Source organism: Streptomyces sp. NPDC060002, from assembly GCF_042737245.1.
In the GTDB taxonomy this organism is placed as follows: domain Bacteria; phylum Actinomycetota; class Actinomycetes; order Streptomycetales; family Streptomycetaceae; genus Streptomyces.
In genome coordinates, this window is sequence record NZ_JBHWUW010000009.1 from 156617 (window position 1) to 181513 (window position 24897).

General features: G+C 71.9%; 22 protein-coding genes, 5 tRNA genes and 1 pseudogene. 10 read left to right on the top strand and 18 right to left on the bottom strand.

Annotated elements, in window-relative coordinates; genetic code table 11:
- Positions 1 to 237: 237 nt before the first annotated feature.
- Positions 238 to 2469 (bottom strand): ATP-dependent DNA helicase RecG, encoded by a 2232-nt coding sequence (recG, locus tag ACFWBD_RS11790; protein ID WP_385665928.1) that lies wholly within the window; start codon positions 2467 to 2469, stop codon positions 238 to 240.
- Between the two features lie 167 nt (positions 2470 to 2636).
- Here recG and ACFWBD_RS11795 point away from each other — a divergent pair, with 167 nt between their 5' ends.
- Together ACFWBD_RS11795 and ACFWBD_RS11800 are read left to right on the top strand one after the other, a co-directional pair.
- Positions 2637 to 4484 carry an HSP90 family protein gene (locus ACFWBD_RS11795; protein ID WP_385665930.1) on the top strand — a complete coding sequence of 616 codons (1848 nt, stop codon included), beginning with the start codon at positions 2637 to 2639 and terminating at the stop codon, positions 4482 to 4484.
- Complete coding sequence (locus ACFWBD_RS11800; protein WP_385665932.1) at positions 4484 to 7483, top strand: tetratricopeptide repeat protein; 3000 nt, start codon at positions 4484 to 4486, stop codon at positions 7481 to 7483. The genes ACFWBD_RS11795 and ACFWBD_RS11800 overlap by 1 nt, the downstream gene beginning before the upstream one ends.
- Before the next feature lie 93 nt (positions 7484 to 7576).
- On the opposite strand, the gene ACFWBD_RS11805 is transcribed toward ACFWBD_RS11800, so the two are convergent.
- The gene (locus ACFWBD_RS11805) at positions 7577 to 9298 is read right to left on the bottom strand and encodes a DAK2 domain-containing protein (RefSeq protein WP_385665934.1); all 1722 of its coding nucleotides are present in this window, start codon (positions 9296 to 9298) and stop codon (positions 7577 to 7579) included.
- Between the two features lie 306 nt (positions 9299 to 9604).
- Between ACFWBD_RS11805 and rpmB the strand changes: the two genes are divergently transcribed.
- On the top strand, positions 9605 to 9790 hold the full coding sequence (gene rpmB, locus ACFWBD_RS11810; RefSeq protein ID WP_328678677.1) for a 50S ribosomal protein L28: 186 nt from the start codon (positions 9605 to 9607) through the stop codon (positions 9788 to 9790).
- Positions 9791 to 9938: 148 nt separating this feature from the next.
- Positions 9939 to 10820, top strand: a pseudogene (locus ACFWBD_RS11815) (BTAD domain-containing putative transcriptional regulator); the annotation flags it as partial.
- 51 nt (positions 10821 to 10871) lie between these two features.
- On the opposite strand, the gene thiD reads toward ACFWBD_RS11815, so the two are convergent.
- A complete protein-coding gene (gene thiD / locus ACFWBD_RS11820; RefSeq protein WP_385665936.1) occupies positions 10872 to 11687 on the bottom strand; it encodes a bifunctional hydroxymethylpyrimidine kinase/phosphomethylpyrimidine kinase in 816 nt (271 codons plus the stop codon).
- Complete coding sequence (locus ACFWBD_RS11825) at positions 11684 to 12649, bottom strand: thiamine-phosphate kinase (protein WP_385665938.1); 966 nt, start codon at positions 12647 to 12649, stop codon at positions 11684 to 11686. The genes thiD and ACFWBD_RS11825 overlap by 4 nt, the downstream gene beginning before the upstream one ends.
- Before the next feature lie 206 nt (positions 12650 to 12855).
- Here ACFWBD_RS11825 and ACFWBD_RS11830 point away from each other — a divergent pair, with 206 nt between their 5' ends.
- Both ACFWBD_RS11830 and ACFWBD_RS11835 read left to right on the top strand, forming a co-directional pair.
- Positions 12856 to 13089 (top strand): Lrp/AsnC family transcriptional regulator, encoded by a 234-nt coding sequence (locus ACFWBD_RS11830; protein WP_385665940.1) that lies wholly within the window; start codon positions 12856 to 12858, stop codon positions 13087 to 13089.
- A 20-nt stretch (positions 13090 to 13109) separates the two neighbouring features.
- Complete coding sequence (locus tag ACFWBD_RS11835; protein ID WP_385665942.1) at positions 13110 to 13592, top strand: DUF3515 domain-containing protein; 483 nt, start codon at positions 13110 to 13112, stop codon at positions 13590 to 13592.
- A gap of 24 nt (positions 13593 to 13616) precedes the next feature.
- On the opposite strand, the gene ACFWBD_RS11840 is transcribed toward ACFWBD_RS11835, so the two are convergent.
- Genes ACFWBD_RS11840 through ACFWBD_RS11850 form a run of 3 tightly spaced genes read right to left on the bottom strand, consistent with a single transcriptional unit; the run spans position 13617 to position 16752 of the window.
- Complete coding sequence (locus ACFWBD_RS11840) at positions 13617 to 14774, bottom strand: D-alanine--D-alanine ligase family protein (RefSeq protein WP_385665944.1); 1158 nt, start codon at positions 14772 to 14774, stop codon at positions 13617 to 13619.
- A gap of 59 nt (positions 14775 to 14833) precedes the next feature.
- Positions 14834 to 15844: an NAD(P)H-dependent glycerol-3-phosphate dehydrogenase gene (locus tag ACFWBD_RS11845; RefSeq protein WP_385665946.1), complete on the bottom strand. Its 1011-nt coding sequence runs from the start codon at positions 15842 to 15844 to the stop codon at positions 14834 to 14836.
- Positions 15841 to 16752, bottom strand: a complete 912-nt coding sequence (locus ACFWBD_RS11850) for a lysophospholipid acyltransferase family protein (RefSeq protein ID WP_385665948.1) — start codon at positions 16750 to 16752, stop codon at positions 15841 to 15843. The genes ACFWBD_RS11845 and ACFWBD_RS11850 overlap by 4 nt, the downstream gene beginning before the upstream one ends.
- A 164-nt stretch (positions 16753 to 16916) precedes the next feature.
- Here ACFWBD_RS11850 and cofC point away from each other — a divergent pair, with 164 nt between their 5' ends.
- On the top strand, positions 16917 to 17555 hold the full coding sequence (gene cofC, locus ACFWBD_RS11855; protein WP_385665950.1) for a 2-phospho-L-lactate guanylyltransferase: 639 nt from the start codon (positions 16917 to 16919) through the stop codon (positions 17553 to 17555).
- Between the two features lie 9 nt (positions 17556 to 17564).
- Complete coding sequence (locus tag ACFWBD_RS11860; protein ID WP_385665952.1) at positions 17565 to 17768, top strand: hypothetical protein; 204 nt, start codon at positions 17565 to 17567, stop codon at positions 17766 to 17768.
- A gap of 104 nt (positions 17769 to 17872) precedes the next feature.
- Here ACFWBD_RS11860 and ACFWBD_RS11865 read toward each other — a convergent pair whose 3' ends face one another.
- The 4 genes from ACFWBD_RS11865 to leuC all read right to left on the bottom strand — a co-directional run bounded on the left by ACFWBD_RS11865 (position 17873) and on the right by leuC (position 21216).
- Entirely contained in the window at positions 17873 to 18541 is a 669-nt protein-coding gene (locus ACFWBD_RS11865; RefSeq protein ID WP_385665954.1) for an HU family DNA-binding protein, read from the bottom strand.
- 138 nt (positions 18542 to 18679) lie between these two features.
- Positions 18680 to 18910, bottom strand: a complete 231-nt coding sequence (locus ACFWBD_RS11870) for a hypothetical protein (RefSeq protein ID WP_028806672.1) — start codon at positions 18908 to 18910, stop codon at positions 18680 to 18682.
- 275 nt (positions 18911 to 19185) lie between these two features.
- Entirely contained in the window at positions 19186 to 19779 is a 594-nt protein-coding gene (gene leuD / locus ACFWBD_RS11875) for a 3-isopropylmalate dehydratase small subunit (protein WP_385665956.1), read from the bottom strand.
- Positions 19780 to 19785: 6 nt separating this feature from the next.
- Positions 19786 to 21216 carry a 3-isopropylmalate dehydratase large subunit gene (gene leuC, locus ACFWBD_RS11880; protein WP_385665958.1) on the bottom strand — a complete coding sequence of 477 codons (1431 nt, stop codon included), beginning with the start codon at positions 21214 to 21216 and terminating at the stop codon, positions 19786 to 19788.
- Between the two features lie 190 nt (positions 21217 to 21406).
- Between leuC and ndgR the strand changes: the two genes are divergently transcribed.
- Positions 21407 to 22123, top strand: coding sequence for an IclR family transcriptional regulator NdgR (gene ndgR / locus ACFWBD_RS11885; protein ID WP_267027425.1), 717 nt, complete (start codon positions 21407 to 21409; stop codon positions 22121 to 22123).
- A 154-nt stretch (positions 22124 to 22277) separates the two neighbouring features.
- Here the strand turns inward: ndgR and ACFWBD_RS11890 are convergent, their stop codons facing one another.
- Positions 22278 to 22772, bottom strand: coding sequence for a DUF4188 domain-containing protein (locus ACFWBD_RS11890; RefSeq protein ID WP_385665961.1), 495 nt, complete (start codon positions 22770 to 22772; stop codon positions 22278 to 22280).
- 38 nt (positions 22773 to 22810) lie between these two features.
- Between ACFWBD_RS11890 and ACFWBD_RS11895 the strand changes: the two genes are divergently transcribed.
- Positions 22811 to 23455, top strand: coding sequence for a MerR family transcriptional regulator (locus ACFWBD_RS11895; protein ID WP_385665963.1), 645 nt, complete (start codon positions 22811 to 22813; stop codon positions 23453 to 23455).
- A gap of 51 nt (positions 23456 to 23506) precedes the next feature.
- On the opposite strand, the gene ACFWBD_RS11900 is transcribed toward ACFWBD_RS11895, so the two are convergent.
- The 6 genes from ACFWBD_RS11900 to ACFWBD_RS11925 form a co-directional block, all read right to left on the bottom strand.
- A tRNA-Glu gene (locus tag ACFWBD_RS11900) sits at positions 23507 to 23579 on the bottom strand.
- A gap of 28 nt (positions 23580 to 23607) precedes the next feature.
- Positions 23608 to 23679: transfer RNA gene (locus ACFWBD_RS11905), tRNA-Gln, on the bottom strand.
- Between the two features lie 20 nt (positions 23680 to 23699).
- Positions 23700 to 23772: transfer RNA gene (locus ACFWBD_RS11910), tRNA-Glu, on the bottom strand.
- A gap of 62 nt (positions 23773 to 23834) precedes the next feature.
- Positions 23835 to 23907, bottom strand: a tRNA-Glu gene (locus tag ACFWBD_RS11915).
- Between the two features lie 42 nt (positions 23908 to 23949).
- Positions 23950 to 24021 (bottom strand) — tRNA-Gln (locus ACFWBD_RS11920).
- 93 nt (positions 24022 to 24114) lie between these two features.
- Positions 24115 to 24843: an HAD family hydrolase gene (locus ACFWBD_RS11925; RefSeq protein ID WP_385665965.1), complete on the bottom strand. Its 729-nt coding sequence runs from the start codon at positions 24841 to 24843 to the stop codon at positions 24115 to 24117.
- Between the last annotated feature and the right edge of the window lie 54 nt (positions 24844 to 24897).

The window sequence follows — 24897 nt, forward strand, 5'->3', positions numbered from 1 at the left end:
GGGTCCTTGTTCGGGGGCGGTTACGCGTCCAGTCTGGCAGGCGGAGGTGCGAGGCCGCTCTGTGCCGGGAGGAGCTCTGCGCCGTCCACGGCCGTCGCGCCTGTCCCGGGAGCGGCTGCGGGCCGTCCGTGGCTCGACTCGCCCGGACGGCGGAGCCGCACACCACGTCGGCAGGGCTCGTCGGTCCGGCGGCCTGCGCCGCACACCGGCGGCGCCCCGCGTCCGGGGCGGCCGCCGTCAGCCCTTGTCCAGGTACTGCTCCCGCTCCTCGTCCAGAAGGGCGTCCAGGGCCGTGCGCAGGCCGGGCAGGCTCTCCAGCTCCGGATCGGCGGCGACCAGACGGGCCGCCTCCTCGCGCGCCTCCGCGATGACCTCCTCGTCCTCGATGACCGCGAGTACCCGCAGGCTGGAGCGGGCGCCGGACTGGGCCTGGCCCAGGACGTCGCCCTCGCGGCGCTGTTCGAGGTCGATGCGGGAGAGCTCGAAGCCGTCCAGGGTGGCGGCGACGGCGTTGAGGCGCTGGCGGGCCGGGCTCGCCTCCGGCATCTCCGAGACCAGGAGGCACAGACCCGGCGCCGAGCCGCGGCCGACGCGACCGCGCAGCTGGTGCAGCTGGGAGACGCCGAAGCGGTCGGCGTCCATGATCACCATCGCGGTGGCGTTCGGGACGTTGACGCCGACCTCGATGACGGTCGTGGCGACCAGGACGTCGGTGTCGCCCGCGGCGAAGCGGCGCATGACCGCGTCCTTGTCGTCGGGGGCCATACGGCCGTGCAGGACCTCGACCCGGAGGCCGTGCAGGGGTCCCTTGGCGAGTTGGTCGGCGATGTCCAGGACGGCCAGCGGCGGCCGCTTCTCGGCTTCGTCCTCGGGGGACTTCTTCTTGGCCCCGGCCTTCTTCGAGCCGGCCGGTTCGTCGGCGTCGTCGCCGATGCGGGGGCAGACGACGTACGCCTGATGGCCCTTGCCGACCTCCTCGCGGACCCGCTCCCAGGCGCGGGCCAGGAAGTGGGGCTTGTCGGCGGCCGGGACGACATGGCTGGCGATGGGCGAGCGGCCGGCCGGCAGCTGGTCGAGGACGGAGGTCTCCAGGTCGCCGAAGACGGTCATGGCGACGGTGCGCGGGATGGGCGTGGCCGTCATGACGAGCAGGTGCGGGGGCTGCTTGCCCTTGCCGCGCAGGGCGTCGCGTTGTTCGACGCCGAAACGGTGCTGTTCGTCGACCACGACGAGACCGAGGTCGTGGAACTTGACCTTGTCCTCGATCAGCGCGTGCGTGCCGATCACGATGCCGGCCTCTCCGGTGACGAGGTCGAGCAGTGCCTGCCGGCGGGCGGCCGTGCCCATGGACCCGGTGAGCACCACGACCTTGGTGGCCCGCTCGGACCCGCCCAGCATCCCGCCCTCGGCCAGTTCGCCCATCATCTCGACGACGGAGCGGTGATGCTGCTGGGCGAGGACCTCGGTAGGAGCGAGCATGGCGGCCTGGCCGCCGGCGTCGACCACGGCGAGCATGGCCCGGAGGGCGACCATGGTCTTGCCCGAACCGACCTCGCCCTGGAGCAGCCGGTGCATCGGATGGTCCGTCGCCAGGTCGTCGAAGATCTCCTTCGAGACCTTCTGCTGGCCTTCGGTCAGGGTGAAGGGGAGCCGGTCGTCGAAGGAGGTCAGCAGGCCGTCGGCGGCGGCCACGCGGGGGACGGCCGGGAGCTGGGCGTCGGCGTGACGGCGGCGGGCGAGGGCTACCTGGAGGACGAACGCCTCGTCCCACTTCAGCCGGGCGCGGGCGTCGGCGATGTCCGCCTTGGTGTGGGGGCGGTGGATCTTCAGGAGGGCCTCGGGGAGGGAGACCAGGCCCCGGCCGTCCCGCAGCGAGTCCGGGAGGGGATCGAGCGCCTCCTGCGCGTGCGGCAGCACGGTCTGGATGGCCTTGCCGATCTTCCAGGACTCCAGCTTCGCGGTGGCGGGGTAGAGCGGGATGAGGGCGCCGGCCCAGGTCTCCACCGATTCGTCGGTGTCGGCCCGCAGCAGTTCGTAGGCCGGATGGTTCAGCTGGAGACGGCGGTTGAAGACCGAGACCTTGCCCGAGAACATCGCGCGCGTGCCCGGCAGGAGTTCCTTGTGGGGTTTGTGGACGCCGCTGCCGAAGAAGACCAGCTGGAGCCGGCCGCTGCCGTCGGTGATGGTCACCTCCAGGCGCTGGCCCTTGCCCCGGGGAGCCTTGGCCGAGGCGAAGCTGTGCAGACGGGCGTCGGCGACCTGGGCGACCACGGTGACGTGCTCGTCCATGGGGAGGTCGGCGAGGTGGGTGAGCTGGCCGCGCTCCTCGTATCTGCGGGGGTAGTGGTGCAGGAGGTCGCCGACGGTGTGCAGGCCGAGGTGCTCGGCCATCACCTTCGCGGTGGCGGGGCCGAGCACTGACTTCAGTGGCTGTTCCAGTGGTTCTTCCAGTGCGGGCACGAGATCCATTGCACACCACGGCACTGACATTGCCCTATATGTGTCCCGAAACCCCTGGTCAGGCGGCTCGTTCGGGCTCTAGGATGACGCGCTCCGGCCATCATCCGCGGTCACCGCCCCACCGGGACCGCCCGACCCCGCGCCGTGCTCCTCCCCCAGCCCGCGGCGCAGCAGCGATGGACTCCCAGACCTCACCGTCATCCCAGCCGCCTCACACGTTCCAGGTCGACCTGCGTGGTCTGGTGGACCTGCTCTCCCATCACCTCTATTCCAGTCCCAAGGTCTACCTGCGCGAACTGCTTCAGAACGCCGTGGACGCGATCACCGCCCGGCGGGCCGAGGAGCCCGACGCCCCGGCGCGCGTGCGGCTGTTCGCGGCGGACGGCGGGCTGCGGGTGGAGGACTCGGGCATCGGGCTCACCGAGGCCGACGTGCACGACCTGCTGGCCACGATCGGGCGCAGTTCCAAGCGCGCCGAGGGACTCCAGGACGTCCGTTCGGACTTCCTCGGGCAGTTCGGCATCGGACTGCTGGCCTGTTTCGTGGTGGCTGAACGGATCCGCGTGGTCAGCCGCAGCGCTCGCACGCCGGACGCGCCGCCCGTGGAGTGGACGGCGCACGACGACGGCTCCTACACCGTGCGGACGCTGCCGCACGAGGAGCGCCCCGAACCGGGCACCACCGTGCATCTGGTGGCGCGGGCCGGCGCAGGTGAGTGGCTCGCGGAGCCGCGAGTGCTGGCGCTGGCCAGGGACTTCGGATCGCTGCTGCCGTACGACGTCCGGGTCGGCGACGAGGCGGTCACCGATCTGCCGGCGCCCTGGAACCGGTCCTACCCCTCCCCCGCCAACCGGCGGGTGGCGCTGGCCCGGCACTGTCACGGGCTGTTCGGGTTCACGCCGTTGGACTCCGTCGAGCTGGATCTGCCGGTGGCGGGGGTCCGCGGAGTGGCCTACGTGCTGCCTTCGGCGGTCAGCCCGGCACAGCGTGCCGGTCACCGCGTGCACCTCAAGGGGATGCTGCTCACCGAGCGGGGCGAACAGCTGCTGCCCGACTGGGCGTTCTTCGTGCGCTGCGTCCTCGACACCGACAGTCTGCGGCCGACGGCCTCGCGGGAGTCGCTGTACGAGGACGAGACGCTGGCGGCGGTACGGGAGGCGCTCGGGGAACGGATCCGGTCGTGGCTGACGGGTCTGGCCGCCGGTGATCCGCAGCGGCTGGCGGCCTTCCTCGAGGTGCACCACCTGGGCGTGAAGTCCCTGGCGCGGCACGACGAGGAGATGCTGCGCACGATGCTGCCGTGGCTGCCCTTCGAGACGACCGACGGGCGGCTGTCGCTGGAGGAGTTCGCGCAGCGGCACCCGGTGGTGCACTTCACGCGGACCGTGGAGGAGTACCGGCAGGTCGCGCCGATCGCGTCCGCGCAGGGCATCGGGGTGGTCAACGGCGGTTACACGTACGACAGCGAGCTGGTCGAGGCGCTGCCTTCGGTGCGGCCGGGGACGGTGGTCGCCGAGCTGGACGCGGACACCGTGACCGCCCACCTGGACACCGTCGCCGCGGCCGACGAGCTGGCTCTTGCGGGCTTCCTGGCGGCCGCGCGGGCGAAGCTCGACCCACTGGGCTGCGATGTCGTCCTGCGGGCCTTCCACCCGTTGTCGGTGCCCGCGCTGCACCTCGACGACCGGGGGGCCCGGCACGAGCAGGCACGCGCGCAGGCCGAGGCACAGGCCGACGACCTGTGGGCGGGCATTCTGGGCTCGCTGCGCGGGAGCGCCCCCCGCGCGCGGCTGGTGCTCAACCATCTCAACCCGCTGATCCGGCGGATCAGTTCGTTGAACGATCCCGAGCTGATCGGCACCGCCACGGAGTCGCTGTACGGGCAGGCGCTGCTGATGGCGCAGCGCCCCCTGCGGCCCGCGGACTCGGCGCTGCTGAACCGGGCGTTCATAGGCCTCCTGGAATGGGCCACGCACGGGGAGCCGGCACACGGGGAGCCGACAGAGGAACAAGGCGGTCACTGATGAGCGAGATCACGGACTTCGACTCCCTCCGCCGGGCGATGGCGGAGAACGGCGAGCAGCCGGAGGGCCCGGCCCGCAACGCGCGCGCGGAACAGCTGCTGCTGGAGGCCGAGACGCTGGGCGTCCCGCTCGCCGTGATCGAGGCGCTCGGGCACCAGCTGAAGGTCTACAACTACAGCTCCGAGAAGGCGAAGATGTTCGTCCCGTTCGCGCGGCTGCTGCGCATGTGGGACGAGCGGCCCGAGGACTTCGACGAGTACGAGACGCACTCGCTGCACTGGGTCTTCAAGTGGATGTCGTCCGGCATGCTCGACCAGCCGCACGTGCCGCTGGCGTCGGTGGAGAAGTGGCTCGGCGAGATGGAGCACCGCTACCGGCTCGCCGGGCACTCCGCGCGGGCGGTGCGCAGCGCCGAGTTCAGTGTGGCCGCGCACGTGGGCGACGTGGAGCGGGCGGAGCGGGCGTTCACCGCGTGGCTGGCCGCGGACCGGGACACCATGGCCGACTGTCACGCGTGCGAGCTGCACGGGCAGGGCTGGTGGCAGGCGGAGCGGGGCCGGGACGCGGAGGCGCTCGCGCTGTGGGCGCCGGTCCTGGAGGGCGAGTACTCGTGCGCGCACGAGCCGCACACGGTGCTCGCGTCGTCCCTGGTGCCGTTGCTGCGGCTCGGCCGCCTGGAGGAGGCCCGCGCCCACCATCTGCGGGGATTCCGGCTGGTGCGGTCCATGGAGAGCATGCGGGGCGCCTACGCCGACCACGTCGAGTTCTGCGCGCTGACCGGCAACGAGGCGCGGGGACTGGAGCTGCTCGCGGAGCGCCCGGCGTACTTCACGGACGAGGGGCATCCGCACAGCAGGCTGGAGTTCCTGAGCGTGGTGGTGCTGCTCATGGAGCGCCTGTCCGAGCTGGGGCTCGCCGGTCAGCGGGTGCCCGGGCCGGACGGGCGCGAGTGGACGGCCGGGGAACTCGCGGCGCACGCGCGTGCGCAGGCCCTCGCGCTGGCCGCGCGCTTCGACGAGCGCAACGGCACGTCGTACGTCGGCGAGCGGGCACGCGCGCGTATGACACAGCGGCCCCTGGTGGAGCGGCTGCCCCTGGGTGTACGGGCGGCTCGCCCCGCCGCCGTGGCCGCCGCGGCGGCGGCGCCCGGGGCCGCCGCTCCGGCGCCGGCGCCGGTTCAGGAGGCCGCCGAACCGGATCTGGCGGTCCTGCTCGCCGAGGCCCAGCGGCTGTCCGACACGCTCCAGCCGCAGGCCGTCGAGGCGTGGGCGCGGGTGGCCCGGCTGGCCGGGGAGGTGGAGGGCGTCGAGCTGGACGCGCGTGCGCGCGCGGAGATCGCCGACCACGAGGCGATAGGTCTCGGCCCGGAGGGCGCGGAGACGTTCGAGCACGCCGCCGAGCTGTACGCGCAGGCGGGCGACCCCGGTGAGGCCCTGGCGGCACGCGCGCGTGCCGCGTACATCCGTGCGCTGGCCGGCGAGATCGACGAGGCGCTCGCGGCGGTCGCCGAGCCGTACGACCGGGTTCTCGCGCTGTACGCCGAGGGCGGCACGGAGGTGCCGCAGGCGGCGGGCGTGCTGATGGGCCGGGCGCGGATCCTGATGCGGCGCGTCCACGAGGCCGAGGGGGAGGTGGTCGACGAGGCGGTCCTGGCGGAGGCGGAGGCGGCGGTACGGGAGCTGCTGGCCCTCGTCGAGGGACGCGCGGGGAACGACGTACGGCTCGCCGCCCGGGTCGCCGAGGGGCACGCGATGCTCGCGGAGCTGGCGACGCACTCCGGGAACCCGGAGGCGGGCGCGAAACTGTTCGCACGGGCCGCGCGGGAGTTCAACGAGACGGGCCTGCCGTGGTTCGCCGTGGAGTACGAGGCCCGGCTGGCCGGACTCGCCCACCAGCTGGGCGACATGAGGGAGGCGGAGCGGGCCCTGCGGGCGGCCCTGGAGCACGGCGGACCGTACCTGGAGGCCGTCGGGCGGGCCCAGCTGCACCTCCAGCTCGCCGAGGTCGTCGGGGGCCGGGGGGAGGCCGAGGAGGCCGCGGAGCACGCCCTGGAGGCGGCGCACTGGGCGGACGAGGCGGGTGCGGGCCCCACGCTCGGCGCGTGGGCGCGGCACCAGCTCGGCGGGTTCCTGGTACGGCAGTGCCGCTGGGCCGAGGCCGCGGAGGTGCTGGAGTCCGCGCTGGCGGAGCTGACCGCCGAGACGCACGGCGACGGCGCGGTCGTCCAGACGCAGTGGTGGCTGGGTGACTGTCTGAGCGAGCTCGGGGAACACCGGGACGCCGCCGAACGCCGGCTCCAGGCCGCCGAGATCGCCCGGCACTGGCCGGAGCAGCACGACCACGCGACCCTCGCCCACCTGGCCGCCGAGTCGCTCGGCCAGGCCGGTCTGCGCACCGAGGCGGACCAGGCCTACGCGCGGGCGGGCGAGTTGTGGCGCGGTCTCGGCAACGTCCACGGGCTCGTCCGCTCGCTGCGCGCCCGCGCGTGGCTGGCGTTGCGCGCCGAGGACGGGACGGACGCGGCGCGCGACCTGATGGCGAGTGCCGTGGAGGAGTGCGCGGACGCGTTCGACGGGGCCGACGACGACGAGGCGCGGCTGCGGCTCGTCGCCGAACTGGGCCACACGCACCGCCAGTTCGGGGACCTGCTGGCCCGTTCCGCCGCCGAGGACGCCGACGACGACTCGATCCGGGCCGCCCTGGACGAGGCGCTCTCCCAGATGGCCGAGGCCGTCGCGGTGTTCGTCGCCCTGGGCGAGGACGCCGTGCACGCCCGGACCGGGGCGGAGCTGGCCGCGGGCTGGCTGGAGACCGACCTGGGACGCCCCGCGGCGGCGGCCGCACGCGCGCGTACGGTGCTGCGGGCTTACGCCGATGTCGAAGACGCCGCCGACATCGCCGCAGGGAGCGGCGAGGAGGAAGAGGACGAGACGGTGCGGGCGCGGCGGGCCGAGGCGGAGCAGTTGTTGCAGGCGGCGGAGGAACAGAAGGATCGTTGAACGATCCTCAGGGGGCACAGGGGTTGTTCAACAATCCCTTGCCCCGCTCGCCGTCTCCGGCTCGCCGCCTCCCTGCCCGCACCCCTTCCCTCCCTACTCCACCCCGATCAGCACCAACGCGCCCTGCCGTCCGCCTCGGTACACCACCGTGTCCACGGCGAGGTACGCCTCCCGTACCCGTGTCTCCAGGTGCTCGGCAACACCCTCGGGGGCCTCGTCGCCGAGCACGAGTGTGACGAGTTCGCCGCCCGCCGCCAGCATGCGGTTCAGGACGGTCTCGGCGGCGGCGGTGACATCGGAGGCGATGACGGCCACGTCACCGTCGATCAACCCGAGGACGTCACCGGCCTGGCAGATGCCGGCCATGGTCCACGACTGGCGCTCGGCGACGGTGACCTCGGCGTAACGGGTGGCGCCCGCCGCCGAGGTCATGGAGACGACGTCCTCGTCGAAGCGGCGGTCCGGCTCGTGCACGGCCAGCGCCGCTATCCCCTGGACCGCGGACCGGGTGGGGATCAGGGCCACCCGGATGCCCTCCGTGCGGGCCTGCTCGGCGGCCGCGGCGGCGGTGTGCCGCAGGTCGGCGTCGTTGGGCAGCAGCACGACCTCACGCGCGTGCGCCCGTCGTACGGCCTCGACGAGCTCTCCGCTGGCGGGCGGCTCCCCGGGACGCGCGAGCACGGTGGTCGCGCCCGCCTCGGCGTACAGCCCGGCCAGGCCCTCGCCGGGCACCACGGCGACGACCGCCCGCTGGACGCGCTCGCGCGGCGGACGCTCGCCAGCACGCGTGTGCGCGTCGTCGGCGCCGAAGTGGGTGATGCGGATCCGGTACGGCCGGCCCGCCTCGACACCCGCCTCCACGGCGGCGCCCGCGTCGTCCACGTGCACGTGCACGTTCCACAGCCCGTCGCCGCCGACCACGACCAGCGAGTCGCCCAGTGCGTCCAGCCGCCGCCGCAGCCGCGCCACGGCCGGGTCCTCGGCCTCCAGCAGATAGATCACCTCGAAGGCGGGACCACTCTCGCCGCCCTCGCCGGCTCCACCGTCCGGCCCGTCGTCGGCGCAGTCCGCCGCCTGAACGGATTCCACGCGCCCGTGGGCCGCGACAGCGGCTGCGGTCAGGGCGCCGGAGAGCCCCGGCGCCTCCCCCGTGAACGTCTCCACCAGCGCGGCGAGAACTGCCACCAGCCCCCGGCCGCCCGCGTCCACCACTCCGGCGCGCTCCAGCACGGCCAGTTGGCCCGGGGTCGCGGCGAGCGCCGCGCACGCCCCCCGGTAGGCCGCCCTGGCGACCGTCCCGCAGTCCCCCTCGGCTCCCTCCGCAGCGTCGGCGGCGGCCGAGGCGACCGACAGCACGGTGCCCTCGACGGGGTGGGCGACGGCCTGGCGAGCGGAGTCGGCCGCGTGCCGAAGGGCCAGCCGCAGCCCGCCCCCGTCGGTGTGCGGGGTCTCACCCTCGGCGGTGAGCACTTGGGCCATGCCGCGCAGCAGCTGCGCGAGGATCGTCCCCGAGTTCCCGCGCGCCCCGATGAGCGCGCCATGCGCCATCGCGCGCGCGGCGTCGGCGAGAGAGGGCTTCCCCGCGGGCACCGAACCGGCGCCGGAACCGGCCTCGTACCCGGCGAACACCGCCTCCACGGCGGTCGCCGCGGACTCGACGGTCAGGTACAGGTTGGTGCCGGTGTCCCCGTCCGCGACCGGATAGACGTTGATCGCGTCGATCTCCTCGCGCGCGCGGCCCAGCGCCGTGAGCGCCAGGCCGCACCAGGTGCGCACCGCGAGAGCATCGAAGAATGTCTGCGGCACCTGCGCCACCTGCGCCTCCTTGGACTGCTGGACTGCTGGACTGGACGCAGCGTAGACCCCGGGCCGGTGTCAGCCGGAAAGCGGGCCGGTCAGGAGCGGGCCGGACCGACCGAGGCGGGGCCGGACCGACCGAGGCGGGGGCCAGGCCCCTGAGCAGCCATGGTAGTTTCGTTGCACTGGCGCAGTCGTTGTATGCTGCTCCGGTTGCCCGATCCGCATCGGGCCATCCCCCTGGCAGCGCCACTCAGATCCTAGATCCTGATTCCGGCATGCCGGGATCATCCGTAAGTGCATCTGAAGTCTTTGGAGTGACCCGTGGCTGCCAACTGCGACGTCTGTGGCAAGGGGCCGAGCTTCGGCAACAACATCTCGCACTCGCACCGCCGTACGTCCCGTCGCTGGAACCCCAACATCCAGCGCGTCCGTACCGTGGTGAGCGGGACGCCGAAGCGCGTGAACGCTTGCACCTCGTGCATCAAGGCCGGCAAGGTCTCGCGCTGACGCACATCCCCCCACTCTCGACTCCGCTCGAGCCGGGGGGAACCCCAACGCGCGCGGCCACTGCTGGTTCGCTGCATAGAGCCGGTCCACCCAGGTGGGCCGGCTTTCTGCTGTGCCCGGCATCCCGCCGCCTGTCAGACTCCGGGGAATGCGCTTCGGCATCCTGGGCACCCTCGACCTCCGCGCCGGCGACGGCACCCCCGTCGACCCCGGCGGCCCCCGTCCCCGCGCCCTGCTCAGCCTCCTGCTGCTCGAGGCCGGCCGCGGCGTCCGCGTCGAGCGCCTGACCGACGGCCTGTACGGCGCCGAGCCGCCCGCCGGAGCGTGCAACGCGCTCCAGTCCCAGGTCTCCCGACTGCGCCGCCGCCTGGCGCCGCACGCGGAGATCGAGGCCACTCCCGCCGGCTACCGGCTGGCCGTCCCGCCCGACGCCGTGGACCTCCACCGCTTCGAGCGGCTGACCGGGCAGGGGCGGGTCGCTCTCGCCGCCGGGGACCCCACCCGGGCGGCCGCCCTGCTGCGCGAGGCCCTCGCCCTCTGGCGCGGCCCGGCCCTGCCCGACCTCCCCGACACGCACGCCGAGCGGGCCCGGCTCGACGCACTGCGGCTGAGCGCCGTACAGGACCGGGTCGAAGCGGATCTCCTGCTCGGCGGCGGGCCCGACCTGGTGCCCGAGCTGCGGGGTCTGCTGACCGCGCACCCGCTGAGCGAGCGGCTGTACGGGCAGCTGATGAGGGCCCTGCACGCGGGTGGGCGGCCCGCCGAGGCGCTCACGGTGTTCGAGGAGGCGCGGCGCGCCCTCGCCGAGGAGCTGGGCGCCGACCCCTCGCCCGAACTGGCCGCCCTGCACCTGGAGCTCCTCCAGGGCGGCGGACCCGGGCGGTCCTCCGTACCCGTGCAGCTCACCCGCTTCATCGGCCGCGAGAACGAACTGGCCCGCATCGCCGAGGCGCTGTCCGAGGCACGGCTCGTCACCCTCACCGGGCCGGGCGGGGCCGGCAAGACCCGGCCGGCGATCGAGGCGGCTCGCGCCTGACGGCCGGCGTCTTCAGGCGGCTCACCGAGAAGGCGGCGACCGACATCAGGCTCCGGTCGTACCCCGGGTGAGTTCCCATCCGTGGTCCACGGGACCGATGCCTGCGCCGAGTGCGAACCCGGCGGCGATCGCCCCGGTGACGTACCGCTTGGCCGCCGCCACCGCCTCCGGCACGGAGCTCCCCTTCGCCAGCTGTGCCGCGATCGCGGACGCGAGGGTGCAGCCCGTGCCGTGCGTGTGCCGGTTGTCGTACCTCGGCGCCCGCAGCCAGTGCTCCTCGTGGCCGTCCGTCAGCAGGTCGACGGCGGCACCGGGAAGATGGCCGCCCTTGATGAGCGCCCAGCGCGGCCCGTACGCCAGCACGGCGGCCGCCGCCTCCCTCAGCTGCTCCTCCGACTCGACCCGCAGGCCCGTCAGTTGGGCCACCTCGTCGAGGTTCGGGGTGGCGACGGTGGCGAGCGGCAGCAGTTTCGTCCGTACGGAGTCCAGCGCGGAGGCGGCCAGCAGCGGGTCCCCGTGCTTGGAGACCCCGACCGGGTCGACGACGACGGGAGCACCGGTGTCCGCGAGCAACTCGGCGACCGTCTCGACGAGTTCGGCGGAGGCGAGCATGCCCGTCTTCACCGCCTGGACGCCGATGTCGTCGACGACGCTGCGGTACTGGGCGCGGACCGCCTCCACCGGCAGCTCCCAAGCCCCCTGCACGCCCAGGGAGTTCTGCGCGGTGACCGCCGTGATCACGCTCATGCCGTGCACGCCGAGCGCGAGCATCGTCTTCAGGTCGGCCTGGATCCCGGCCCCGCCGCCGGAGTCGGAGCCGGCGACGGTCAGCACCCGGGGCGGGGTTCCGAGCGCGCTCACGTCTCCAGGTCCCCGAAGTGGTCCCAGCCGCCCTTGTTGGTCCAGGGCGCGCCGTCGACCGTCACCTGCGGCAGGGCGGAGGGGTTGAGGACCTCGCCGATCACCTTCCAGCGGGCGGGCAGCTTCACGTCGGGCGGGAAGGTCGCCACGATCGCGTGGTCCTCTCCCCCGGTGAGCACCCACTGGATCGGGTCGACGCCGACGGCCTGCCCGATGTCGTGCATCTGGGTGGGGATGTCGATGGCGCCGGAGCGGATGTCGATCCGGACCTTGCTGGCCTCGGCGATGTGCCCGAGGTCGGCGATCAGCCCGTCGCTGACGTCGCACATCGCCGTCGCGCCGAGCCCGGCGGCGGCCGGACCCGCGTGGTACGGCGGTTCGGGGCGGCGGTGGGCCTCGACGAAGGCGCGGGGCGAGCGGAAGCCGCGCGAGAGGACCGCGTACCCGGCGGCGGACCAGCCCAGCCAGCCGGTCACCGCGACGAGGTCGCCGGGCTGGGCGCCGCCCCGGGTGACCGGCTCCTGGTTGCGCAGGTCGCCGAGCGCGGTGATCGACACCATGATCGTGTCGCCCCGTACGACGTCGCCGCCGACCACGGAGGCGCCGGCGACCTGGCACTCGTCGCGCAGGCCGTCCATCATCTCGGACGGCCAGGTGACCGGCAGTTCGGCGGGCACGACGAGGCCGAGCAGCAGGGCCGTCGGCACGGCGCCCATGGCGGCGATGTCGGCGAGGTTCTGCGCGGCGGCCTTACGGCCGACGTCGTAGGCCGTGGACCAGTCGCGGCGGAAGTGCCGGCCCTCCAGCAGGATGTCGGTGCTGGCCACGACCCGGCGGTCGGGCGCGGCGACCACCGCGGCGTCGTCGCCGGGGCCGACCCGGACCGCGGGGGTGGTGGTGAGACGGGAGGTGAGCTCCCTGATGAGCCCGAACTCCCCGAGCTCACCAACAGTGCCCTTCATTGCCCTTTCGCCCCTTCTGTACCTGTCTGTGCCCGGTCGCGCGTAACCAGTGTCCTCGATACGGTCGAGTCAGCCGTCAACTTCTGTCCTGCCTGTACCCCGGCGCGCGAGCCGTGGTTCCCGCAGGTCTCCCCGCGGCGAGCGGCGACGCGATACCGTGGCGTTCCTTTTCCCCACATGATCCTCGTGGCCGCCCTGGAGGTTCCGTGGTACAGGCGTACATCCTGATCCAGACTGAGGTCGGCAAAGCGTCGACCGTCGCCGAAGAGATCGGCAGAATCCCTGGCGTCGTCCAGGCCGAGGACGTGACGGGACCTTATGACGTGATCGTGCGGGCCCAGGCTGACACGGTGGACGACCTCGGCCGCATGGTGGTCGCCAAGGTCCAGCAGGTGGACGGGATCACCCGCACCCTGACCTGCCCGGTCGTGCATCTGTAGCCCCCGTCTAACCTTGGCCGGTGAACCTTTTCCGTCACCGGCCCATCGGCCTGCCCTCGCTCGCCCTCCTGCTGCTTGCGGTGGGCTGCTCCTCAGCAGACGGTGACACGTCGGTGGCGGTTCCCAGCCCCTCGGCATCGGTCACCAAGCTGTGCCGGAACCTGGACGAGGCGCTGCCGTCCACCGTGGACGACCTCGACCGCGGGGATCCCTCACCCGCGTCCGCGCTGACCGCGGGCTGGGGGAACCCGGCGATCATACTGCGCTGCGGTGTCGAACGACCCGAGAAGATGAGCGACGAGAACGCGGACGGGGTCGAGGTGGACGGCGTGGGGTGGCTGCTGGAGGAGCGGGACGGCGGGGCGTTCCGGTTCACCACCACCCTGCGCAGGGCCTACGTCGAGGTGACGATCCCGAAGGACCGCGCGGGAGACGGCATGGCGCCGCTCGTCGACCTGGCGCCCTCCGTCAAGAAGGCGATCCCCGAAGGGATCGCCGACTAGGACTGACCCTGGACCGAGCCCGGGTCAGCGCAGACCCGTCGACCTGCGCAGGGCCGCCTGGACCAGGCGGTCCACCAGCTCGGGATAGCCGATCCCGGTCGCCTGCCACATCTGGGGGTACATCGAGATCGGGGTGAAGCCGGGCATCGTGTTGATCTCGTTGATGACGAACTCGCCCTCGTCCGTGAGGAAGAAGTCCGCCCGGACCAGGCCCTCGCAGGACGCCGCCTCGAAGGCGTCCACCGCGAGCCTGCGGACCTCGGCGCTCTCCTCGTCCGTCAGCGGCGCCGGGACGATGCCCGGGGTCGAGTCGATGTACTTGGCGTCGAAGTCGTAGTACGCGTGCGCGTCCGGCGGCGGGATCTCGGCCGGGACGGAGGCGCGGGGGCCGTCCTCGAACTCCAGGACGCCGCACTCGATCTCGCGGCCCCGCAGCGCCGCCTCGACCAGGATCTTCGGGTCGTGACGCTGGGCCTCGGCGATCGCCTCGTCGAGCCCGGACAGGTCGTCGACCTTGGTGATGCCGATGGACGAACCCGCGCGCGCGGGCTTCACGAACAGCGGCCAGCCGTGCTCGCCGGCGAAGTCGACGATCTTCTTGCGGGCGGCGGACTCGTCCTGCGCCCACTCGCGCGGCCGGATCACCACGTACGGGCCGACCTTGAGCCCGAAGGAGGTGAACACCCGCTTCATGTACTCCTTGTCCTGGCCGACGGCCGAGGCGAGCACGCCGGCGCCCACGTACGGGATTCCGGAGAGCTCCAGCAGACCCTGAAGGGTGCCGTCCTCGCCGTACGGGCCGTGCAGGACCGGGAAGACGACGTCGACCTCGCCGAGTGCCTTCGGCACCGATCCCGGCTCGTAGTAGACGACTTCACGGTTGGCGGGGTCGACGGGGAGCACCACGCCGCCGTCCCGCGACTCGGCGAGTTCGTCCACGTCGGGCGTACGGCGGTCGGTGATCGCCATGCGCTCGGGTGCGTCGGCGGTGAGGAACCAGCGGCCCTCGCGCGTGATGCCGATCGGCAGGACCTCGTACTTGGTCCGGTCGATGGCCCGCAGGACCGCGCCGGCCGTGACCACGGAGATCCCGTGCTCGGAGCTGCGACCGCCGAAGACAACGGCCACCCGCGGCTTGCGGGCGGGCTGCTGAGGGCTCTGGGGGAGGTTCTCGGTGCTCATATCGGCTTGAGAGTACCCGGTGGTAGGGCCGGGAGTCAGCGTCCGCCCGCCGGGTTCGCTCAGCGTCGCTCGGGCTTCGCGCTGCGCGACATCAGCTCCTCGAGAGCGACCACCGGAGGCTTGCCCTCGTGGACGATGCCGACGACCGTCTCGGTGATGGGCATGTCGACGCCGTGCCGGCGGGCCAGATCCAGCACCGACTCACAGGACTTGACGCCCTCGGCGGTCTGCCGGGTGACGGCGATGGTCTCCTGGAGGGTCATGCCCTTGCCGAGGTTGGTGCCGAAGGTGTGGTTGCGGGAGAGCGGCGAGGAGCAGGTCGCCACCAGGTCGCCGAGCCCGGCGAGTCCGGCGAAGGTCAGCGGGTCCGCGCCCATCGCCAGGCCCAGCCGGGTGGTCTCGGCCAGGCCGCGCGTGATCAGCGAGCCCTTGGCGTTGTCGCCGAGGCCCATGCCGTCCGCGATGCCGACCGCGAGGCCGATCACGTTCTTGACCGCGCCGCCCAGCTCGCAGCCCACCACGTCGGTGTTGGTGTACGGGCGGAAGTACGGCGTGTGGGAGGCGGCCTGGAGCCTCTGGGCGACGGCCTCGTCGGTGCAGGCGACCACGGCCGCGGCGGGCATCCGGGAGGCGATCTCCTTCGCGAGGTTGGGCCCGGTGACGACGGCGATCCGGCTCGGCCCCACCTTGGCGACATCGTCGATGACCTCGCTCATCCGCATGGTCGTACCGAGCTCGACGCCCTTCATCAGCGACACCAGGACGGTGTCCGGGGCGAGCAGCGGCGTCCAGTCGGCGAGGTTGGCGCGCAGGGTCTGCGAGGGGACCGCGAGGACGGTGAAGTCGGCGTCCCGGGCGGCCTCGGCCGCGTCGGCGGTGGCGCGCAGGTTGCGCGGGAGTTCGACGCCGGGGAGGTAGTCGGGGTTGGTGCGCGTGGAGTTGACCGCGTCGACGAGCTCGGGACGGCGTGCCCACAGCGTCACCTCGCAGCCCGCGTCGGCGAGGACGGTGCCGAAGGCGGTCCCCCATGATCCGGTACCGAAGACGGCCGCCTTCACGGACTTGCTCACTTGCTGTTCTCCCCCTTGTGACTGATCTTCGCGTGACTGGTCTGCGCGCGGCTCCTCTGCGCGCGGCTGGTCCGCGCGCGTCCGGACGCCGTGCCGTTGATCTCCGCCCGGGTGTCCGCACCGGCTTCGGCGCGGGTTTCGGCACCGCTTTCCGTGGCGGTGTCGGCGCCGACCTCCGCCTGCGTGCGGCGGCGCTGCTCGATCCGCTCGCGGCGCGGGTCGTAGGGCGTCTCGGGCGCCTTCTCGCAGCGGATCTCCTCCAGCTGGGCGGTGACGGCCGCCATGATGACCTCCGTCGCCTCCTTGAGGAGCTCCGGGGTCATCTCGTGGCCGTAGAACCGTGTGAGATCCACGGGCGGGCCCGCGAGGACGTGGTGGGTCTTGCGCGGAAGGATGTCGGGCTTGCTGGCGTACGGCGGCAGCAGTTCGTTGGCGCCCCACTGTGCGACGGGGATCACCGGGCACCTGGTCTGGAGGGCGACGCGCGCGGCACCGGTCTTGGCGGTCATGGGCCAGCCGTCGGGGTCGCGGGTGAGGGTGCCCTCGGGGTAGAACGCGACGCACTCGCCGCGCTCCACGGCGTCGATCGCGGCCCGGAAGGCGCTCAGCGCGTCCGTGCTCTCGCGATAGACGGGGATCTGCCCGGTGCCGCGCATCGCGGCGCCGACGAACCCCTCCTTGAAAAGACCGCTCTTCGCGAGGAATCTCGGCACGCGTCCGCTGTTGTACTGAAAGTGCGCGTATGCGAAGGGATCGACATGCGAATTGTGGTTCACCGCGGTGATAAAGCCGCCCTCGGCCGGAATATGCTCCATTCCGTGCCAGTCCCGCTTGAGCAGAAGCACCAGCCAGGGTTTGCAGAGGACCGCAGCGAAGCGGTACCAGAAGCCGATTCTGCGGCGCGGCACGCGGACACCTTCCTCTAGGACTTCCCATGGCCTGCTCCGGGGCCTGGGGGCCGCACAAGTGTCGCCCCGGGCCGCCTGTCTGTCGAGAACACGGTACGCCCGCGCGTCCGACCCGCGGATGGGCCGGGTGACAATGGCCGCGACACGAGAGGGACGGTACGCCGGTGCAGTGGACCTTGGTCATACCCCTGAAGCCCTTGGCGCTGGCCAAGAGCAGGCTCGCGGACACCGCCACCGACGGGCTGCGCCCGGGCCTCGCCCTCGCCTTCGCCGAGGACACCGTGGCGGCGGCACTGGCCTCACCTGCGGTGCGGGATGTGGCAGTAGTCACGGACGACGCCCTGGCCGGGCGGGTCCTGGCGGCCCTGGGCGCCCGGATCGTCGCCGACGAGCCGCGCGGGGGCCTCAACGCCGCCCTGGCCCACGGGGCCGCCGCCGTCCGCGCTTTCCGTCCCGATTCCCCGCTCGCGGCCCTCAACGCCGATCTGCCGGCCCTGCGCCCGCCGGAATTGGCCCGGGTACTGGACGCCGCGGGGGAATTCCCCCGCTCTTTCCTCCCGGACGCGGCCGCGATCGGCACCACGCTTCTCGCCGTCGCCGCGGGCCGTGAATTGCTTCCCGCATTCGGCACGGATTCCCGTTCCCGGCACCGCGCCTCCGGGGCCGAGGAACTCCGCCTGCCGGGGGTGGATTCCGTTCGCCAGGACGTCGACACCGGCGAGGATCTGCGCGCGGCGCTGTCCCTGGGGGTGGGGCCACGGACGGCCGCCGCGGCGGCGCGTCTGCTGATTCCGGGGCAGTAGGCTGCCGCCATGCAGGCGACCGCATACACGTACGACCCCGACACACGCAGCGGACAGGTGCTGCTGGACGACGGCACCCCGGTGCCCTTCGCCGCGCCGGCGTTCGACGCGGGCGGGCTACGGCTGCTGCGGCCCGGACAGCGGGTGCGGATCGAGGTGGAGGGGCCGAAGGACAGCCTCCGGATCACCCTGGTGACGCTACAGACGTTCTGAGTGGCCGCGCTCTTCGCCGAGGACCCTGCCGGCACCCGCCCGACACGCCGCGGGCCGGACTTCCGAGAGGGAGTCCGGCCCGGCGCGTGAGTGCCCCTGCTGTCCTACGCCTTGCGGGCGGTGGTCTTCTTGGCGGTGGTCTTGCGCGCGGTCGACTTCTTGGCGGGGGCCTTGGTCGCCGTCTTCGCGGCCGGGGCCTTCTTGGCCGTCGTCTTCTTGGCGGTGGCGGACTTCGCGGTGGTCGTCTTCTTGGCGGCCGCGGTCGTCTTCTGGGTGGTGGCCTTCTTCGCGGTGGTCTTCTTGGCGGTGGCCGTGGTCTTCTTCGCGGCTGCCGTCGTCTTCTTGGCGGTGGCCGTGGTCTTCTTCGCGGCTGCCGACGCCCTCTTCGCGGGGGCCGCCTTCTTCGCGGCGGCCTTCTTGACCGTGGCGGAAGCGCCGCCGGTCAGGCTGCCCTTGGGGGCCTTCTTCACGGCGACCTCGCCACCGCGCGGGAGCTTCTTCGAGCCGCTCACCAGGTCCTTGAAGCCCTGTCCTGCGCGGAAGCGCGGCACGGACGTCTTCTTGACCCGAACCCGCTCGCCCGTCTGGGGGTTGCGAGCGTAGCGGGCCGGCCGGTCGACCTTCTCGAACGAACCGAAGCCGGTGACCGAGACCCGGTCGCCCGCGACCGTCGCGCGGACGATGGCGTCCAGGACCGCGTCGACCGCCTCGGCGGCCTGCTGGCGGCCGCCCACCTTGTCGGCAATCGCTTCTACGAGCTGCGCCTTGTTCACGTCTTCCCCTTCGGAGACATTAGCCGGAACGAAACTGTTCAAGCTTTTTCGCACGTTAGGCAGATATATACCGCAAATCAAACACGAAACGGGCTAATCACCCTTGTGCCGCAACGAAATCGGCTGCTCCGGAGGCGATCAACGCTCCCCTTCGGGCATTCGCCCCTCGTCGAGGTCCGCCATGAACCGCTCCAGACGCCTTGTCGCATCGGCGAGATCGTGCTTGGCCGCGGCCGTAATGACCAGCAGCTTCCGGGTCAGCGCCATCCGTACGCCCTCCGGGACTTGCAGTGCGCGCACTCTTGTGTGCGCTTCCTTGAGCTGGTTCGCGACCGCCGTATAGAGCTCGAGTTGGCCGTCGTGTTCCATGCACAGATTGTGCCATCTGGGGCGAGTTGTCGCCCGCCCAGGGGGCAACTGCCGCCTCGAACGGCCGCCCGGGCACTTCCGGCGGTCGTGTCCACACGGGGCGCGTACCCCGGCAACAACCGCTCTAACGTGGGAAGTTGGGAGGAAGGGCGAAGATTCACGGGGCCGAACGGGTGCCAACACGGCCGTACCCCCGATCGGACCGATCGGGGGTACGGCGGGGGTGTCGCGGTGGCCGAAACTCGACCTGCTCAGGGCCTTGACGGCCCTCGGGGTCAGACCCGGAGCGTCTTCGGCTTGTACGTCGGGCGCTTGGCCTCGTAGGTGGCGATGTCGCCCTCGTTCTGCAGGGTGATGGAGATGTCGTCCAGCCCGTTCAGCAGCCGCCAGCGGGAGTTCTCGTCCAGCTCGAAGGAGGCGGTGACGCCCTCGGCCCGCACCTCACGCGCCTCGAGGTCCACCGTGATCTCGGCCTGCGGGTCCTTCTCGGTGAGCTCCCACAGCGCGTCCACGATCTTCTGCTCCAGAACCACCGTGAGCAGGCCGTTCTTCAGCGAGTTGCCCCGGAAGATGTCGGCGAAGCGGGACGAGATCACGGTCTTGAAGCCGTAGTTCTGGAGTGCCCAGACGGCGTGCTCACGGGAGGAACCGGTGCCGAAGTCGGGACCGGCGACCAGAACGCTCGCGCCCTGCCGCTCGGGGCGGTTGAGGATGAAGGTCTCGTCCTTGCGCCAGGCCTCGAACAGACCGTCCTCGAACCCGTCCCGCGTGACCTTCTTGAGCCAGTGAGCAGGGATGATCTGGTCGGTGTCGACGTTGGAGCGACGCAGCGGGACGGCCCGGCCGGTGTGCGAGATGAATGCTTCCATGACTGATCAGACTCCAGCGGGCGTACGGGTCTCGGCGTCGGACAGGTCGGCCGGGGAGGCCAGGTGGCCCAGGACGGCCGTGGCGGCCGCGACCTGCGGCGACACCAGGTGCGTACGACCGCCCTTGCCCTGCCGGCCCTCGAAGTTGCGGTTGGAGGTGGACGCCGAGCGCTCACCCGGGGCCAGCTGGTCGGGGTTCATGCCGAGGCACATCGAGCAGCCCGCGTGCCGCCATTCGGCGCCGGCCTCCTTGAAGACGACGTCCAGACCCTCGGAGACGGCCTGGAGACCGACCCGCACCGAGCCGGGGACGACCAGCATCCTTACGCCGTCGGCGACTTTGCGGCCCTCGACGATGGCGGCGGCGGCCCGCAGGTCCTCGATCCGGCCGTTGGTGCACGAACCTACGAAGACGGTGTCCACGTTGATGGAGCGCAGCGGCTGCCCGGCCTCCAACCCCATGTACTCCAGGGCCTTTTCGGCGGCGTGGCGCTCCGAAGCGTCTTCGTACGAAGCAGGGTCGGGGACGGCGGCCGAAAGCGGCGCGCCCTGACCGGGGTTGGTGCCCCAGGTGACGAACGGCGACAGCGCGGCACCGTCGATGACGACCTCGGCGTCGAACTCGGCGTCCGCGTCCGTCTTCAGCGTCTTCCAGTACTCGACCGCCGCGTCCCAGTCCGCACCCTCGGGGGCGTGGTCGCGGCCCTTGATGTACGCGAAGGTGGTCTCGTCGGGGGCGATCATGCCCGCGCGGGCGCCGGCCTCGATCGACATGTTGCAGATGGTCATCCGGGCCTCCATCGAGAGCTTCTCGATGGCGGCGCCGCGGTACTCCAGGATGTATCCCTGGCCGCCGCCGGTGCCGATCTTCGCGATGATCGCCAGGATCAGGTCCTTGGCGGTCACGGCGTCGGGCAGCTCGCCCTCGACCGTGATCGCCATCGTCTTGGGGCGGGCCAGCGGCAGGGTCTGGGTGGCCAGCACGTGCTCGACCTGCGAGGTGCCGATGCCGAACGCCAGCGCGCCGAACGCTCCGTGCGTGGAGGTGTGGGAGTCGCCGCAGACGACGGTGGTGCCGGGCTGGGTCAGACCCAGCTGCGGGCCGACGACGTGCACGACGCCCTGCTCGACGTCGCCGAGCGGGTGCAGCCGCACGCCGAACTCGGCGCAGTTCTTGCGCAGCGTCTCCAGCTGGACGCGCGAGACCGGGTCGGCGATCGGCTTGTCGATGTCGATGGTCGGGGTGTTGTGGTCCTCGGTCGCGATGGTGAGGTCGAGACGGCGCACCGGGCGGCCGTTCTGCCGCAGCCCGTCGAAGGCCTGCGGGCTGGTCACCTCGTGCAGGAGGTGCAGATCGATGAAGAGGAGGTCGGGCTCGCCCTCCGCGCGCCGGACGACGTGGTCGTCCCAGACCTTCTCCGCGAGTGTCCTACCCATCGCTTTCCCTCCGGCCGGCAATGACGCACCGGCCCAAACTAGAGATCTTGTGGAGGCGACGCCCGTTGCCCCTGTTCCCGGGCACCCGCCGCCAGGCCCGTTGGTCCGCGGGCCACCATGTGTCCAAGGGTTGCGCGTCTCACGGAAAAATGAACTTGCGTTTCACAGAGTGAGACGGGAGTATCGTTGCATGGACAACAGTAGCGGCGTCGGCGTTCTGGACAAGGCAGCCCTTGTCCTGAGCGCCCTGGAGTCCGGTCCGGCCACCCTCGCAGGCTTGGTCGCTGCCACCGGACTCGCACGACCCACGGCTCACCGGCTGGCCGTGGCTTTGGAACACCACCGTATGGTGGCGCGCGACATGCAGGGCCGGTTCATCCTCGGCCCCCGCCTCGCCGAGCTGGCCGCGGCCGCCGGCGAGGACCGCCTCCTCGCCACCGCCGGACCGGTGCTGACGCATCTGCGGGACATCACGGGCGAGAGCGCCCAGCTCTACCGCCGCCAGGGCGACATGCGCATCTGCGTGGCGGCGGCGGAACGCCTGTCCGGCCTTCGGGACACGGTCCCGGTCGGTTCCACGCTCACGATGAAGGCCGGTTCCTCGGCCCAGATCCTGATGGCCTGGGAGGAACCCGAGCGTCTGCACCGCGGCCTCCAGGGCGCCCGCTTCACGGCGACGGCCCTGTCGGGCGTACGGCGCCGCGGCTGGGCCCAGTCCATCGGCGAGCGCGAGCCGGGCGTCGCCTCCGTGTCGGCGCCCGTGCGCGGCCCCTCCAACCGCGTGGTGGCCGCCGTCTCCGTCTCGGGTCCCATCGAGCGCCTGACCCGTCACCCCGGCCGGATGCACGCCCAGGCGATCATCGACGCGGCGGCCCGCCTCTCGGAGGCCCTGCGCAGGACGGGCTGACGCCGGATGGAAAGGGCGGCCTCAACGCCGCGGCAGCCCTTTCCCGTACGGCAAGGTCACCCACCCCAGGGCGCGGGGCTGTGCCGATGTGCGACTCCGCCGCACGGCTGCGACAAGCCACGACGGACCCGCACCCGGCAAACGGCGCAAGCACTTACGGCGCGGACCGATATGAGAATCGGTCCTTCGCATACCGCCCCCGCTCCCCCAGCGGAACCTGCCCGTGCGCGGCCGCGAGGCCGAACGCCGGCATGTCCCCGTAGATCGCCTCGTACGACCCCTCCGGCACGACATACGTCTCGTGCCAGATCCCCACGTGCCCCCGCGCCTTTCCGCCCCGCTCCAAGCGGTTGATCTTCGCCCAGGCCTCGTGGTGGAACGCGTCGGGCGCGCTCGCGTAGGCGTACAGCTTCTCCTTGGACTCCCAGTACTGGACGACGTAGTACGTCCGCGGCGAGGCCGTCAGGAGCACCCTGGAGAGCAGGCCGCGGCCCGGCTCCTTCTTCAGCTCCGCCAGCATGCGGAACATGGCCATCATCACGGGCACCCACTGGTGCACGGCCCAGAAGTGGTTGACGCGCATCCCGATCAGCAGGACGACCACGTCTCCCCGGGCGTTCGCGGTGGTGCGGCTGACTGTGGAGGACATGCTTGGATAGTGACGCTAACCAACGGAGGGCGCAAGGCATGCGGCTGGCCGAACTGAGCGAACGCAGCGGTGTGTCCACCGCGACGATCAAGTACTACCTGCGCGAGGGGCTCGTGCCGCCCGGCCGCCAGGTCAACGCCACGACCGCCGAGTACGACGAGGAGCATCTGCGCCGGCTGCGTCTGGTGCGGGCGATGATCCAGGTGGGCGGGCTGCCGGTGGCCACGGTCCGCGCGGTCCTCGGCCATGTCGACGACGACTCCCTGGGCCGCACGATCCGGCTCGGCGCCGCCCTGTGGGCGCTGCCACAGGTCCCCGAGCCGGACGCGGAGGACGAGTACGTGCGCGCCGCCCATCTGGAGGCGGACGAACTGCTGCGCACCCTGGGCTGGTCGAACGCCCGGCTGCTGACGACCATCTCCCCCGCCTACCGCTCACTGGTGGTGGCGGTGGCCGCGCTGCGCCGGCTCGGCTACGACTGGAACGCCGAACTTCTCATGTCCTACGCCCGGTTGATGCACCGGGCGGCCGTGCTGGACCTGGACTTCGTGGAGAGCCGGGAGTCGGAGCCGGAGCGGATCGAGGCGGCGGTGCTGGGCGCGATCCTCGTCGAGCCGATGATGCAGGCGCTGCACCGGCTGGCGCAGGAGGAGGAGTCGGCGCGGCGGTACGGCTTCGCCTGAGGCCGGTTACGCGTAAAGCCCCCCGCCGAAGCGGGGGGCTTTACGATCACGTACCCCCGACCGGATTCGAACCGGCGCTACCGCCTTGAGAGGGCGGCGTGCTAGGCCGCTACACAACGGGGGCCTGGACACTGCGTTTCCGCAGGTCTGAGCTGGTCTACCTGGACTCGAACCAAGAATGACGGTACCAGAAACCGTAGTGTTGCCAATTACACCATAGACCAAGGTGATTCAATGAAAAGCGTACCCCCGACCGGATTCGAACCGGCGCTACCGCCTTGAGAGGGCGGCGTGCTAGGCCGCTACACAACGGGGGCCCTAGCGATCCTGCATCGAGGTGAGAGGGAGCTACCCGAGCTCTCCCCGCGGGAAGGATCTGTACCCCCGACCGGATTCGAACCGGCGCTACTGCCTTGAGAGGGCAGCGTGCTAGGCCGCTACACAACGGGGGCTTCGTGGAGCAGATCTCCACAGGCGCAGATAAGCTCTGCGAGCTGGCCTACCTGGACTCGAACCAAGACTAACTGAACCAGAATCAGTCGTGCTGCCAATTACACCATAGGCCACTGGAACGCAAGCCCCGTAAGGGTTCTTGTTCTAGCGTTGCTCCTCCGGCTTTCCGGCCTTTCGGCCCGCTCCCCGGCGGCGCAGGAAGAACATTACCCGAAGGTGGACCGGGCTCCAAAACGGGTATCGGGGCCGAGGATCGCGGGCAGTTCGGCGAGCGAGACGATCCGGTGGCGACCGGACGGGAGCTCGACGGTGGCCGCACCGTAGCGGTCGATCCACACGGAGAGCAGTCCGGCGTCGGCGGCGCCCCGTCCGTCGATCTCCGGATGGTCGCCGACGTAGGCCACCTGGTGCGGAGGCAGCGACAGGGCCTCGCAGGCCGCGAGGAAGGCGCCGGCCTCCGGCTTGGAGACGCCCAGTTCCGCCGCGCACAGGATGACCTCGAAGCGGTCGTGGACGCCGAGGACGCGCAGTTTGTGGTCCTGGACGTGGATGCTGGAGTTGGAGAGCACCGCGTGGCGGTGGCTGGCGGCGAGGACGTCCAGTACCGGCAGGACGTCCGGGAAGAGCGCCCAGGCGGCCTCGTAGTGCGAGCGGTAGCGCGTGAACCAGTCGTCGGCCTCCGCGTCGGTCATCTCGCGGCCCAGGAACACCCGTACCCGGTCCCGGCGCTGGTCCTCGAAGGTGATCCCGCCCGCCGAGAACCGGGCCCACTGCTGGTCGGTGACCTCCCGCCACCGCGCGAGCCCCAGCTCCGCGGTACCGAACCGGTCGAGCAGCCCCTCGGCCGTCAGATAGGACCGCATGCCCTCACGGTCGGCGGTCGTGTAGTCGAAGAGGGTGTCGTCCACGTCCCAGACCACGGCGAGGATGCTCATGATCCGACGGTAACGCGGAGGCGGCCGCCCTGTCCGGAAGATGCCGAAGGGGCG